Annotated in this window: 9 protein-coding genes; 5 read left to right on the top strand and 4 right to left on the bottom strand. The window is 49.9% G+C overall.

Features of this window, described 5'->3' with window-relative positions:
• Positions 1 to 322 precede the first annotated feature (322 nt).
• The gene (locus NYE69_RS18445; protein ID WP_340927346.1) at positions 323 to 1,549 is read right to left on the bottom strand and encodes an MFS transporter; all 1,227 of its coding nucleotides are present in this window, start codon (positions 1,547 to 1,549) and stop codon (positions 323 to 325) included.
• Between the two features lie 550 nt (positions 1,550 to 2,099).
• Here NYE69_RS18445 and NYE69_RS18440 point away from each other — a divergent pair.
• The 4 genes from NYE69_RS18440 to NYE69_RS18425 are packed head-to-tail and all read left to right on the top strand — an operon-like array spanning position 2,100 to position 5,915.
• Complete coding sequence (locus tag NYE69_RS18440) at positions 2,100 to 3,626, top strand: spore germination protein (RefSeq protein WP_340927345.1); 1,527 nt, start codon at positions 2,100 to 2,102, stop codon at positions 3,624 to 3,626.
• Positions 3,623 to 4,795 carry a Ger(x)C family spore germination protein gene (locus tag NYE69_RS18435; protein ID WP_340927344.1) on the top strand — a complete coding sequence of 391 codons (1,173 nt, stop codon included), beginning with the start codon at positions 3,623 to 3,625 and terminating at the stop codon, positions 4,793 to 4,795. The genes NYE69_RS18440 and NYE69_RS18435 overlap by 4 nt, the downstream gene beginning before the upstream one ends.
• A 23-nt stretch (positions 4,796 to 4,818) precedes the next feature.
• Positions 4,819 to 5,310 (top strand): GerAB/ArcD/ProY family transporter, encoded by a 492-nt coding sequence (locus NYE69_RS18430; protein WP_340927343.1) that lies wholly within the window; start codon positions 4,819 to 4,821, stop codon positions 5,308 to 5,310.
• On the top strand, positions 5,286 to 5,915 hold the full coding sequence (locus NYE69_RS18425; protein WP_340927342.1) for a GerAB/ArcD/ProY family transporter: 630 nt from the start codon (positions 5,286 to 5,288) through the stop codon (positions 5,913 to 5,915). Before NYE69_RS18430 ends, NYE69_RS18425 begins: the two co-directional genes overlap by 25 nt.
• A 28-nt stretch (positions 5,916 to 5,943) precedes the next feature.
• On the opposite strand, the gene NYE69_RS18420 is transcribed toward NYE69_RS18425, so the two are convergent.
• Positions 5,944 to 6,102, bottom strand: coding sequence for a hypothetical protein (locus NYE69_RS18420; RefSeq protein WP_326045339.1), 159 nt, complete (start codon positions 6,100 to 6,102; stop codon positions 5,944 to 5,946).
• Between the two features lie 183 nt (positions 6,103 to 6,285).
• Between NYE69_RS18420 and NYE69_RS18415 the strand changes: the two genes are divergently transcribed.
• Complete coding sequence (locus NYE69_RS18415; protein ID WP_326045338.1) at positions 6,286 to 7,140, top strand: aminoglycoside 6-adenylyltransferase; 855 nt, start codon at positions 6,286 to 6,288, stop codon at positions 7,138 to 7,140.
• 101 nt (positions 7,141 to 7,241) lie between these two features.
• Here NYE69_RS18415 and NYE69_RS18410 read toward each other — a convergent pair whose 3' ends face one another.
• Together NYE69_RS18410 and NYE69_RS18405 are read right to left on the bottom strand one after the other, a co-directional pair.
• Positions 7,242 to 8,021: a class B sortase gene (locus NYE69_RS18410; protein WP_326045337.1), complete on the bottom strand. Its 780-nt coding sequence runs from the start codon at positions 8,019 to 8,021 to the stop codon at positions 7,242 to 7,244.
• Between the two features lie 20 nt (positions 8,022 to 8,041).
• Complete coding sequence (locus NYE69_RS18405; protein WP_340927340.1) at positions 8,042 to 14,443, bottom strand: DUF7601 domain-containing protein; 6,402 nt, start codon at positions 14,441 to 14,443, stop codon at positions 8,042 to 8,044.
• Between the last annotated feature and the right edge of the window lie 335 nt (positions 14,444 to 14,778).

Below are 14,778 nucleotides of genomic sequence, written 5' to 3'. Positions count from 1 at the left end.
GCTCATCGATACGGCATGGACTTTTTTTCTGCAAAGCAGCTTCGACAGCTCATAGGAAAGCATGACAACGACGAATCCAACCCCGATGCAACGGTAAGATTGGGCACCAGGTTGTAAAACTGGAAAACGAAACCGATATCCCCGCGCCTGTAATCGGTCAGCTTGTCGGCATTCAACCGGCTAATCTCGGTCCCGCCGGCGATCACCCTGCCGCCTTGAAGTCAACTATAATGGCGAATACAAATTTTGCTCCAAAAAAAAGATGGTGCAGCCTCACAGCCACACCATTTCCCGTATATGAGCATTTCCTTATATAGTTCAACTATGCCGAGGATTCCTTTAACGATGGTTTGCCCGCTTCAAGCAATACTTGGTTTCGGCCCAAAAACACCGAGAGAATCAGCATCAGCAAACCGGTACCGATCAGCAGCCACTCGATTTGAATGACGTCGGCGATCGGGCCGAAAATCAGCATGCCGACCGGCATCATCGAAGTCGATATCATACCGATCACGCCAAATACGCGGCCCAAGAAGTTCTCATCCACTTTTTCCTGGATCAGCACGTTGGTCGGGGTGTTGAAAATCGGCATCGCCACGCCGAAAACGGCCATAAACAACAAATAGATCCAAAAGAACGGAACGACGCCGAGCAAAAACGTACAGGCGCCCATCAAAAGACTCGCGGCGGCCATCGTGTGAATTTTGTTGCGAAATCCGCCCCACGCGGCGATCAATCCTCCCCCGGCCATCATGCCGACGGAAAAGGCGATTTCAATCGCCGTGAGCCGCCATACCTCATCCCCGAAGGTACGCGTTACCTGGAGCGGCGTCAAAAAGGCGGCAGGGGCCATCATCACCATAAATATGGCAAAATACACAAAAAACGTCTTCAGAAAAGCATGGTTTTTAATGTAATTCAAACCTTGCTTCATATCGCTGAAATACCCTGTCGTTTGTGCGCCGGCGGCTTTTTGGTGAACCGGAATTCGGAAAAACAGCAGCAGCGTTAAAATAGCGATGGCGGCGGTCACAACGTCGATGAAAAAGATCATCTCGATGGACGCTACGGTTAACAGCGCGGCGCTTACGATCGGAGATACGAACATAATCACCGCCTGCAAGCTTCCGTTGGTCCCGTTGACCTTCGTCAGCTTATCGCTCGGCACGATCTGCGGCAAAATCGCGCTCACCGCCGGGGTTTGGACCCCGGTCCCCAACGCGCGCACCGCGGAGATCACAAACAGGAGCCAGGTTGCGTCATAGCCCAGCAAAAACAGCAGCGCGAGTACCAGCGTTACCGTCGCGATCATTCCGTCCGCCAGCATAATCAGCAGCTTCCGGTTGTAACGGTCGGCCCATACGCCGGCAACCGGAGATAAAATAAATGTCGGAATAAAGCCGCAGAGGATATAGAGCGTCATCATCATTCCGGACTTCGTATTCAGCGTAATATACCACATGATGGCATACTGCACCAAAGATGAACCAAATAGTGAGATCGTCTGGCTGCTCAAAAAGAGAATAATGTTTCTTTTCCAATGATTCATTGGCGGATTGTTGCTTGACCTGTCTACGCGGCTCACGGTCATCCCCTCTCTGTGCTTCGATATTTTTTATTTAACCATAAGTATATCATTGGATCTTGATAAATATTTCTTCCCAATTGCTCACCTTTGGCCCAGCAGAATCGCTTTATCGTCCATAAGAAAACACCTGACAAGACTTATATTGAAGGACTGGTTGACACATCCTCAAACCTCTGACTTCAAACCATACCTAAAACGTGAAAGCAGCAGCCAGGGAAACCCCTAACTGCCATATTTCGCTTAGCCCGGCGACAGGGTCACGGATAAATACAGGACAAGGCCCGATAATGCGACAATCACCAAAAAGGCGATTGCCTTCCCAAAGCTTTTCATCACCCTTTTCCCTTCCACTTTTCCTAAAATCTTATGGTTGAAGTATGCTTGCTGCATAGGAAATTTATACCTGCTTTGTCGGCCGTGCCTTTTTGGCACCGGCCTTTTGCGTTGTTCCCGAATAAACTGGAAGATCCAGGATACCCTAATCAGTATGAACATTATGGAGTGAATATCGTTGAAAAACACACGTTTATCCAAACGCCTAGCCCAAAAACTGGCAGGGATCGATCCGACTCCCGAAGTACCGCTATCCGACAAACTCGCCTCCAACGAAACGGCAATCGGACAGACCTTTGAGCATTGCGCCGATCTGGCCATGCGGAAATTTTATCTTTTTCATTCATTACCCTGCTTGGCAGCGTATCTCGAGGTGTTGGTCGATCATACGCTTTGGGACGAAGGGTTGTTAACGCCATTAATGAAGCTGGACCCTCAAGAATCCGAGTCCCCGGAGCAGTTGATCGAACGCTTGAAGCATCAACTGCCGTCGATTGTCCTGATGGAAACGGTGACAGATCTGAAAGATGCCGTCAGACGCATTGTCAATGGCGAGGTCATTTTATTTATCGAGTCTTCCAGACAGGCGTTATCCATTAAAATCAAGGACAAACTGCAGCGCCAACTGGAAGAGCCCAGCACCGAATCGGTAATTCGCGGCCCGCGGATCGGTTTTATCGAGAGAATCGAAGTCAACATGGCGCTGCTTCGCCATATTGTCCGCACGCCGCAGCTGAAGATGGAAAATATCGTCTTGGGAACGACGACGCAAACCGAGATGGCGATCGTCTATATCGACGGTTTGGTAGCTCCAAACGTTGTAGAGGAAGTTCGGCGGCGGCTAGCCAAAATCGATATGAACAGCGTACTGTCCTCCGGGTATATTGAAGAATTGATCAGCGATCACCCCCGGTCTCCGTTTCCGTTAATTCAGTCGACCCAGCGGCCCGATGCCGTCTCGGCCGCCCTGATCGAAGGAAAAGTGGCTTTGCTTGTGAACGGCTCGCCCTTTGCGCTGATCCTGCCCGTGACGTTCTGGTTCGCGTTCCAAACGGTTGAGGATTACTACATCAATTTCATGTTCGGTTCCATGCTGCGTATGCTGAGATATTTGTTTGCCTTCCTGGCACTTGCCCTGCCTTCCATCTTCGTAGCGGTCACAACTTATCATTCCGAAATGATCCCGTCGTCGTTGACGATGACCCTTGCGGCATCGCGGGAAGTTGTTCCGTTTCCGGCACTTATGGAGTCGCTTATGATGGAGGTCACGTTCGAGGCGCTGCGCGAGGGCGGGGTCCGCCTGCCTCGTCCCGTCGGGCAGACCATCAGCATCGTAGGCGCGCTGGTCATCGGACAAGCGGCCGTTCAGGCCGGCATTATATCGGCGCCCCTCGTTATTGTAGTGTCGTTGACGGGGATCGCCTCGTTTCTGATTCCCAATCCGACTTTAAACCAGGCGGTCAGCCTTTTGCGTTTTCCGCTGCTGCTTTGCGCCGGGACGTTTGGGCTTTACGGGGTCGGCGCCGGTCTGATCGCCATTCTGATTCATTTGACCAATTTGCGCTCCTTCGGCGTCCCCTATTTGGCCCCTGTCGCTCCGCTTCATACGGCCGGTTTGCTTGACGTATTCTCTAGAGCCCCTTGGCAGGTGCTCAATAAACGGCAACGTCCCGCCGGGCAGGAATTGGAGCTGAAGAAGAAATGAAGTTTCTCAGAATCGCCTGGACGTGGGCGGTTACAGCATTATGCCTCGGCATCCTTACGGGATGCTGGGACCGCAAGGAGATGGACGAGCTTGCTTTTGTCATGGCTTCCGGTCTCGATCTGGCGGAAAACGGGGAACTGGTTACTTCCTTGCAAATCGCCTTGCCGATTGGACTTCCGACTCCCGTGCAATCCAAAGGAAACAAGTCGTTTGTAGTTCTTTCGGAGGAGGGAAAGGACGGCATTGATACCCTGAACAAGGAGCAGCAGCAATTGTCGCGGACCATCAAGCTGGGGCTCAGGAGAGTCATCGTCATCGGCGAAAGTCTCGGCAGACACGGATTAAACCAGGTGTTGGATACGTTAATGCGCTCCCCGGAGAGCAGGTATAACAGCTATATCGTAACCGCTTATGGAACGACGGCCAAAGAGGTTCTGAGCACCTCTTACCTGCTCGAGGAAATTCCCGCCGTCGGTATAAACAACATTATGAGAAGCGATTTTACCCTGTCTGTCAAAGCCGATGAGTTTTTGGATGCGCTCGCCGCTCATGGAAAGTCTCCGGTAACGGCGGGCATTCAACTAACAAAGGACGCAACCGGAAATCCAACCTTCAAACTAGACAAGATTGCCGCCTACCGCGGTAACAAGCTGGTCGGATTTCTTTCCGGAGACGAGCAGAAAGCGTTTCGGCTGTTTCGGGAAAATACCCATGCGCTGAGCTGGACGGTACAGTTCGAGCCCCCGACTCCCGAATATAAAGGAACCGTGAATATGAACGTCTTGAAGGTGAAGCGGGACATTCACACTCGAGTGGCCGAGGAGAAGCCCGCCGTCATGCTTCACCTCACGGTAACGGGCATCATCAGCGCCAATGATACGGAGCTCGACATGACCAATCCGGAGATCCATGATCGCCTGGAACGGAAATATGAAGACGAACTGAAAAAAACAATGGAAAGCGCCGTCTCGATTTCACAGCAGGAATTCAAATCGGATATATTCGGGTTCGGCAGGAAGGTCCATATCGAACACCCTTATGCCTGGAAGAAATTGAAGGAGCAATGGGATACGTTGTACCCGACGATTCCGGTCGAAGTGAACATCGATGTCCAAATCGAACGGTTCGGAAGAACACAGGCTGCCGGACATCTGATCAAACGAGATTAACAATAGAATTGAGGATGGTTGGCATGAAGGTAACCGGCATGCAGGTTTTCTGGATGATTACTTTGATGGCTATGGGAATGACCTTAATCATGACGTTAACCCCAAGTGTAAACGCGGCCAGGCAGGATATATGGATGTCCATCATCGTTGCCGGCTGCATTGCGTTTGTGGTTACCTTGATAACCACACGAACGACACTGCTATATCCGGACCAGAATTTAATTCAATTGTCCCAGACCATCTTGGGAAAATGGCTGGGCAAAGCGGTTATTCTGATCTATTTCATTCAATGGTATACCATCCTCCCCATCGTTTTGCGGCAATTTAACGACGTCATCCATGTCATGATGCTTCCGCTGACGCCGAGTTGGGCGATTATGTTGATTATGATTGCCCTGATCGTCTATGCGACTTATTCGGGGGGGATTGAATCGATCACCCGCTGCAGCGAGATTCTCGGCCCATCGTCATCATCATGGTGTTTCTTACCTTGCTCGCCAGCATCAACAACGTGAACCTGAATTCCCTGCTTCCCGTGTACGCGGACAGCGGCATCGCGGCGATACTCAAAGGTTCGCTTGCCCCCGCCTCCTATCTTGGACACTCCGTAGAGTATCTTATGCTTGCCTGCTTTTTGACCACCCCGCGCAAAGGGGGGCGGTACGCCTTCGCAGCGGTGATTGTCGCCGTGTTTGTCGTCCTGATCGCCATGACGATAGCTACGACGACAATCGGGGTGACGCTAACTTCCAAAATGTGGTACCCTTTTTTTGAAATGTCCCGGAAAATATCGATATTCGGATTTATCGAAAACCTTGATCCGCTGCCGATTATCGTTTGGTTCGCCAGCGTATTCATCAAACTGGCGGTATATTTGTTCATAACCAGCTACGGGACGGCGCAATTTCTGAATATTGAAAATTGGCGTATCATGATCTGGTTCATCGCGCCGGTCATCCTTCTTTTCGCTTTGATTCCGCAAAACGTAGCCGAAGCGGTTATCCATTATTTGCTCAATTATTGGGTTCCCGTTGCGCTTCCCGTCAACATGGTGGGCCTTCCCCTATTGCTGTTGACCGTGGGGAAGATCAGACAAGGCTTGAGCCGGCCGAAAAAATAACTCCCGTCTAATCAGGGTGCGGGATCGTCTAATCCAAAAAATCCTTGATCTGTTTCATATGATGCTGATCATGGATGCTCCATTTCCCCTCACTGATTGGCGAAAACCAAACTTGATCGTTTAAACTGTCCAATGACCTGACAAAATTTAAAAATTCATCCAGTTCGGAAACCAACAGCTGTTTCATATTATTTCCTCCAACAAAATGATTTAAGAAAATCATATCATAAATAGGCAGCAACTTATGAAAAAGCAGTTGGATAAATTGTAACGTTTTTTCAGGAGAGCGCTTTATTTCTATCGAATCCGCGGCCCGCCCTCCTTATTAACTAACAACATCCAAATAAAAAAACGGGAGGCTGGGTTCAGGATGAGAAGCGAACAAGAAATGATGCAAATGATTTTGGACTACGCAAAAAATGATGACCGGGTCCGTGCGGTTGGGATGAACGGATCACGAACGAATCCGAACGCGCCGAAAGACAGATTTAAGGATTACGATATTGTGTTTTTGGTTACGGACATGAATTCTTTTATCGGGGATAATGATTGGGTGGACTGCTTCGGAAGCCGGATCATCATGCAAACGCCGGAAGACATGAAGCTGCTTCCGCCTGAATTGGATGGGAACTACTCTTATCTTATGCTGTTCTCGGATGGCAACCGGATCGATCTTACCCTTTGTCCTGTCGAGAAAAAAGCAAATTGGAATAACGGGGACAAACTATCCATAGTCCTGCTGGATAAGGATCGCGCTCTACCCCATCTCCCGGAACCAACCGATCAAGATTACTGGGTGAAGCGTCCGTCAGCCGCACTTTACGCAGATTGCTGCAACGAATTTTGGTGGGTTTCCACCTATGTGGCCAAAGGCTTGTGGAGACGAGAAATGACTTACGCAATGGACCACTTGAACATATGTGTGAGACCCATGCTGATCAAAATGCTGGAGTGGAAAGTTGGCCTGGACACCGGTTTCTCTCTTAGCACGGGAAAAAACGGCAAGTATTTGGAAAAATACCTGCCGAAGCAGAGCTGGCTGGCATTGATGTCCACTTATCCGCAGGGAACATACGATGCAGTCTGGCACGCCTTGTTCACCGCATTGGATTTATTTCGCGGCACGGCGAAAGAGGTTGCGGAACAGTTGAATTACGAGTATCCGCTTGATGATGACAGAAACGTCACCGCATACTTGAAGCGGGTGCAACAGATGGAGACGTGACTTAGCATAATGTAGCGCAATAAACAAACGCCAATCTAACCTTGATTCAAAAAAACAACCGCCGTCAGCAGCATAGCCGACAGCGGTTGTTGCATATATCGTCATTTACGCTTTCGGGCGACCACCGCCAACCGGCCGTTGTCGGTCGAGTACTCGCACGTCGACAGTACAATAAGCTTGTCGCTATAGCGGGCTGTCACGCCGGTGTCGTAAAGAGCGAGTTTTTTGATGTTCTGTACATACGAATCGAACTCGGCGGGCGTACTTACGTTGTCAATCTGATAGTACTTAAAAACGTCGTCCGATTTACGATAAACTTTTGACAGAATTACAGCAATAATCTCATACTCTTCCTTTTCGTAAAGCGTATTAAACTGGAACGTTGCATGCTCCTTATAAAAGCTTTCTTTCTTGTACTTCACCAAATCTTTAAACATCCAGCCGCTTTTCATGTGATGTCCATGAATCAGCAGAATGCCCGAACCGTTGATCCGGCTGTGAGCGTCCAAAAATGGGAGGCCGCCTTTGTTTTTCTTTTTATCGAAATCATGATTGAGATAGAACTGCGCATCTTGTGGATTCTGCATGACCGGGTACTCAATTCGGGTGCCGTCGATCTTCAGCCATCCGACGATGTCCGGGTTCCTCTCGTAAAGCTCGCGAAATTCGGGAAGCATGACCGGCTTGCCCGCCTTCATGATCAAAGAGGAGGGGAGTGCCTCCCCTCCGTCTTTGCCCGACTTTTCATCCCAAACTTTTGTCAACTCTACAATTTTCTGCCGTTCTGCGTAATCCTGCAGGAAAGTTCTCGCCATTTCGAAGAGAGAAAATACCAACAGAAGGAAGGAAACGGCGATAAGAATTTTTTTGGTTTTACTCATTTTCTTACCGCCTTTCCGGTTTACTGGATGTGCTTTTTCTTCTTGCTGCCGAGCAGACAAAGTCCGATCGTAATCAAGGACATCAGTGCCAAAGCCATATAGAAGATTGGCGGTACGCTGTTATCCCCGGTTTGCGGAACATCGTCCAGTTCGTTGTTGACGTTGTCGGTTGGAATGTCGACGCTGCCGACTTCGGGTTTGCCGTTGTCGCTCGGAATGTCGACGTTGCCGACTTCGGGTTTGCTGTTGTCGGCCGGAATGTCGACATTTCCGACTTCGGTGTTGCTATTGTCGGTCGGAATGTCGACGTTGCCGTCGTCGGTTGGGATGTTGACGTTGCCGGTTTCGGTGTTGCTGTTGTCAACAGGAGTGTTGACGTTGTCAGCTACATCAACGTCATTGTCGCTTCTACTATCGCCGTTGCCAGGCACAGGATTTTGCGGCTGGGGCTTGCCCGGTTCAGGCTCTGGCTCGGGTCCAGTTCCGCCGCCGCCACCGCCGCCACTACCGCCACCGCCGCCGGAACTAATCGGCTTCATCGGTACGTCGTGATGTATAACGTCAAAATCGACAGAAATCGTATCGCTCCTGTACGTCTCGTATCCGTCCTTCGTTACGATCAGATAGTAATCCGCTTCAGGAAACACCATGAACGCATAGAAGCCATTTGCATCGCTATCCTGCTCCGGGCTCGCGTTGTCGTGCGGCGGAAAATTCGGAAACGGAGGGAGCGTTACTTTCGTATCCGGAGTGCGCCCTTTTTCTACATTCCGTTGCGTATTCGCATAATACAATGTAACTTTGGCTCCCTCAATTTTCTTGCCGGTGATGGCATCTCCTGTCGTTTTATCATAAACCGTACCGTAAGGGTCGACCAATGCCTCGGAGATATTCAGCTCTCCGTCTGCCTTTACGTCCAGCTGTGTCACTTTGATGAGCAGTTCCTCGCCGGTCTCGGCTTGATAGCGAACTTCCATGGTGTACTTCTGCTCGCTTAGCCCTTCCACGGAGAAAGTTCCGTTCGAAGCCATCGGAAACGCCTTGGGCTTGCCGTTTTCCTCAATATACTTGTTGTTCTTGTCCTTTAAATAGATACGCATATTGCTGGTAAACGACTCGTTGAATAACTCAGTTGTTCCATTCAGTTGCTTGAATAAAACGATCCCTACCGCCGTAATGTCGGCCGGAACGGTCTCGTCCTTCACGCTGCCGTCCACATTTGCTTTTTGCGTGAACTCGACTGGAACGTCCTTTCCGCCTACCTGATACATCTTCGTATACGTGATCGTATAGTCGGTATCCGCCTCGGCAGGAACGAAGTATTCACCTTTCTCATCCGTCCGGATCTTCTGCGTTTCGTTGGTCTTCTTGTTAGTCACAATGATTTCCGCATTCGGAATGATTTCTCCTGTGTTGTTGTCACGCAACACACCTTCCAGATAAGGGCGGGTATTGACAAATTTTGCTTCTGCCACTGTTTTCTCCGGAATGGTGCCTGTGCGTTCGAGACTCTCAGGATCCGTCACATAGCCGTCCTTCGAATAATCATCCTGGGTCACCGAATACTTGAGATACGTCGGAAGTCCTTCTATAACAAGTGTCTGGCCATCGGTAAGCTCGAAGGTGTCCCCGCTCGTGATCGTGCCCTTGCTGCCGTCCGACTTCTCATAGGCGTAGGATTCGTTCGCTCCCTCGCCTGTGAAGATGACTGTGTACGTGAACGGCTTCTTCTTGTCGTCGTCCTTGCCATTAACCGTGTTGCTGACGATCAGGCCACCCTTCAAGACTCGCACGTTCGTGAACGGGGCATCTTCATCTTTGCCCTCCATGACTCCGGAATAATCCCGTTCCTCAGGAATGGTCACGTATTCATCGGCTGTGTAGTCCTTCTGGGTAACTGTGTATTTCAGATCCTTAGGCAGGCCCAAAATATCCAGTGTCTCTCCATCCTTGAGCTTGAAGGTATCGCGGGACTTGATCGTACCTGTGCCGCCGCCCGACTTCAAGTAAGAATAGCTTCCATCCTTGCCTGTATCCTCAAAAATGACGGTGTACTCGAACTCTTTCGTCTTGTCGCCGCCGTTGCCCATGACCGTATTGCTGATTGTCAGCTTGTTGACGGTCCGTTCATTGATGAAGTCCGCCTTGCGATCGGCGCCCGCCATGACGCCCTCATCAACCAATGTCTCAGGGGTGGTCGCGTAGCCGTCGTTCTTGTAGCCGTCCTGGGTGATCGTATACTTCAAGTTGTCGGGAAGCTCTTTAATTTTAAAGGTCTCACCATGCTTGAGCTCGAAGGTACCACCAGAAGTGATCGTGCCCGTCTTGACCGTCTTACCGTCTGAATGCTCATAGTTGTAGGTTTGACCCTTACCTGTACCGTCAAAGGTTACCGTGTACTTAAACGGCTTGTCCGCCTCTGCGCCGATCCCCGTGACGGTATTGCTAACGGTCAGATTGTGAACGTATCGCTTGTTCACGAAATCCGCCTTGTGGTCGTCTTTATCCGCAATTGTGCCGGAATATTCTCTCGTCTCCGGCTCAGTCGTGTAACCGTCAATGGTTGTATAATCGGCCTCGGTGACGGTATAGGCCAGACCCGCTGGCAGTGCCGGGAGCGTCACGGATTCCCCGTGCTTAAGGGTAATCTTGTCTCCGCTCTTGATCGTGCCAAACGTATTATCCGGCTTCTTATAGGTATACTCTCCATCTTTGCCTTCACCGGTGAAGGTCACGGTGTATTCAAATTCCTTAGTAGGATCGCTGCCGTTGCCTTCCACCTTATTGCTGATGGTCAGCTTTCCTTGCGCCGGCGTAGGCACGACCAGCGGATTGTCAGAGGTTACTGTCACGCCGTCTACCCAGATGGGCTTTCCTGGCGTATTTCCTACATATACTTGATAAATTCTTGTAGTTGGCAGCCATGTATTGGTATCAATATAGGTTTCCTTCAGCTCATAATACCCCGGATTTGGGAATAGCAGATTGAGCTTGCCATCATCCCCGGTTTTTCCTTTGGCGATTTGAGTTCCATCGTCTTTCTTATATAGCGTAAACTCTACGTTTTTTAGCGGATTGCCATTGGGATCTACCTTTTTCAGGGGCAGCAGGGCATTGGAGCTTGAGCTGCCAGCTACGTCTGAACTGTCCAGCGTGCTTTCGCTTCGGGCACTGACAGATTTCAGATTGTCATCGCCCTCCAGTTTTACCTCGTTGCCCATTTTGTCTCCGGCTTTCGCTTTAGATGGGTCAACCTCTGTTTGGTACACAAATTGGTAAAACTTATTAGGGTTGTTCATTTTGAATTTTAGAACTGTGGTGCCTCCTGCGCCTGGTGCAGCTTCTACCTGAACTTCAGCATTCGGGTCGCTTAAGTCCAGTGCTGCGCCCTCATGTTCTAGAGCACCGCTGGCCGTCAGTTTAGCAGGATAGACTGCCATACTAGGCGTTGTCAGCACAAGCTTTCCGTTTTCTTCATAACGCAGATTCATGCCTGCACCCAGGGTATCCTGAAGGTAAACGTCCTGCTTCATGTTAAATGGAGGCGTATAGTTCACTGTCCATTCGAGCACCCCTGGAACTGGCTTCGTTACCGATTTGCCCAGGGTTTGAATAGGTACAATAACTTTGCGCTGTTCGGTGAGGACCTTCTCCACTCCGCCCCATGTCATATGCAGGTCGGCTTTGTTATACAGAACCTGCTTGTCTGTGCCGTTGGTGGTGTATTCCTTCAAATATTTCTCCAGAGCCACATTGGAAGGTCTTGCCTTCACCAAAATGACATAAGGGCTTTCCAACTTGGAGAAAGTGAAGGTGCCTTCGTTGCCGCTATGGGAGAAACTCACCACATGAGCAGGGTCGTTCGGCCCGATGACTGACACAGCATTGTTGCGAACCCCATAGCCGGTACCGCCGCCATTGTCCGAATAACCCTTATAAAGCACATAGTCCTTTCCATCTTCAAAAGGAACGAATTCCCAGCCCTCTGGTAAGGTATCCACCAGCTTCACATTGGTGATGACCCGACTTCCGCCATCTTTCGCCATCTCGACCGTGTTGTAGCCTGGCATATTGACGCCAAGACGAAAGGTAACCGTCTTGGTTGTCCGGTCATAACCAGCCAAGGTGTATTCGTCGCCGCTTGATGAGCTGTCATAACCGATATAGCGGCTAACGTCGTTCGGGGTATACCATGTGTCAGCCGTCCCGTCCTTCTTAATCGGATAGGATGCCGTAAGCATATCCTTGTTCAGCATACGCACATGAAGATTTATCCAGTTTTCCGCCGCTTTTACGGTTTCGCCGTCAAAGAGCAAAGCACGATTCCAGCGTGTCTTCTCTGTGTTAATATCCTGCCTGAAGAGGATGTCCGGGTTGGTCTCAAGTGCACGGAAGCTGAAGGATGTAGCTTGATCGGTGGTATATCCGGTCACCTTGATCAAATCCGCCACCACTTTACCGTTCACGGTTAAAGGAATAGCCTTCATGGTCAAGCCGGTTGTACCCTTCAAAGTTCCATCATCATACTTCTTCCAAAGCTGCGCAGAATTAACATTTGCTTTGATTTTGGCAATTGTTTCCTTGCTCACCTCGCCGGTTTCATCCTTAGCGTTGTCCAAGACGTTCAAATCTCCACCATGCACCAGCACATCGTATACCGCCGCATTTGGCAGGGCATATTGTGGCGTTAGACTAACAGTCCACGTGATGCCGCCTAGGTTGAAATCCTCCATCGAGATTGAGCCTGTTTTTGTAAAAGTGTGCGCCCCGACGATGATTCTCGCCTCGTCGGTTACCGCGTTGGGTCTGGTACCGGTTTTCACATCATTGTTCTGTATGGCGTTTCCGTTTGCGTCCTGGGTCTCCAAATCCCAGTTGGCGCGTGGTACATTGGTGAAGTCGGACCCGCTTATAATTTTGGACCTAATCACCAGTTGGACGCGTCCATTGATATCCCCGAAGGAGTAAACACCGTTTGCATCCGGTTCAATCGATTTTGATTCAGATGCAAGACCGTCCTCCCATGTCTGATATGTCGCTGACTCCCACTTAAGGCCTGCGGGCAGCACATCTGTGATGGTAAAGTTTTTTAGTCCCTTCTTGCTGTACTTACTATTGACATCGGTGATCCATGTGATGATCTGATTCTCGTGGTCCAGCAAGCCTTCGGACTGAATCCAGTCTGGAGCAAAGGAAATCTCTTGACCTGCACTCACTAAAACAGTGTCATCGCTCTCTTTTAATCTCACTATGCCGTTCATGTCCCGATAGCTGCGACCAAGATTCCCCGGTGGATTCTTGTACTCGTAATAGTAAGCTTCCTTGGGAATCCACGTCTTAAACTCAACCTTTGGAGCTATACCGGTACCCGGCGGGAAGATATAGCTCAGCTTACCATCGGCGTCGATATCCGGCTCTACCGCTATGTCGTTGACCTTGAAGGAACCAGGCACATAGATACCACGGACATTGCCATTGCCAGTATTGTAAGATGCAGGGTCCGTAAAAAACTTCTTCCCGTCGAGCGGCAGCTTTATTGCTGTATCAAACTTATCGAAAGCAGAGACGGTTGACTGCCAGGTAACAGCACCCTCAACAAATTGTGCGGGTTGAATTCCGCGATAGCTCCACTGGTCCCACTTGACCATTCCCGGCGAAGTCAACGTGATACTATATGCCGGCGTAACATCCGGGTTCTTTAGCTCGTACGCTCCCCCGAAAATCGAGATAGGCTTTGTATCGCCGTAGTCCATGCCTTGCAAATCCGAATTAGCAGTTGTTTCAAAACTGAAGGTAACTGCTACTCCAACACCATTGAAAAACCAATCGTCGCCATTAAATACAATCTTGATGCTATCCGGGGTGAAATAGGCGGTGCCAAGTTGTTTCAGACCAACATCAGTTTTTGCCATCAAGGATTTAGTAGCTGTTGGCAAAACTACTTCCTTGAAGTGGGGATCCCTTTTCAGCTCGATCGAGTCGCCCTTCTGAATATACTTGGTAGTGTCATTCTCATCCGGCGTATTTGCATAATCACCCTTCACCGGCACCTTGAGACCTTCCGATTTGAGCGTGAATGGCTGTCTGCCCTGGATGGTGCCGCCTGGGGCAATGTCAGTTCCCTGCGTCACCTTCAGCGGAAAGGTTGAATTAGCTTCCATAAACACCGCCGTTTTGTCCGTCGGGGCTACCGCCATCACTAAGAAATTGTTCGGTACATCGTACACCGCCTCAGGTACTGACGGTTCGTCCGGCGAAGCGTACTCCGCCTCAGATACCGACGACGGTTCGGCCGCTGTCCCGAAACCATCTGACGCGTTCTCCGCATAAGCTGCAGCAGAGAACATCACTGACTGCAAGGCGATCACTATCGCCATGCAGAAAGATAATAAAGATGTTCTTACACGACCTCTTCGTTTCATGTCAAAGCTCTCCTTACGATATTTGCTTGCCCCAGCACCCCTTTCGCGTCGTCGAAACCTATGCCCTTTCAGATGACCGAATAAGGGCCGCGGGTGTGCGGGACGCTGATCAATGCTTAGTCGTCTCCCCTCCTTCGAGCATCTTTGCTATTACACACTGTATATGTGGAAGAATGTGCCAATCCCACACAGTGCGTATTTCCAACATATCACTGCAAACTCGACAAAATCTCGACAAAGAATAGACATAATTCGATGTTATTAAACGGCACGCGGAATGAAATATTCATCCATAGAACACAAAAAGAGCGCCTGTCCGCATGGGACAAGCGCGT

Source organism: Paenibacillus sp. FSL R5-0527, from assembly GCF_038008055.1.
Classification (GTDB): Bacteria; Bacillota; Bacilli; order Paenibacillales; family Paenibacillaceae; genus Fontibacillus; species Fontibacillus macerans.
The sequence above is the reverse complement of the archived record's forward strand: the minus strand, read 5'-3'. Positions and strand labels throughout refer to the sequence as shown.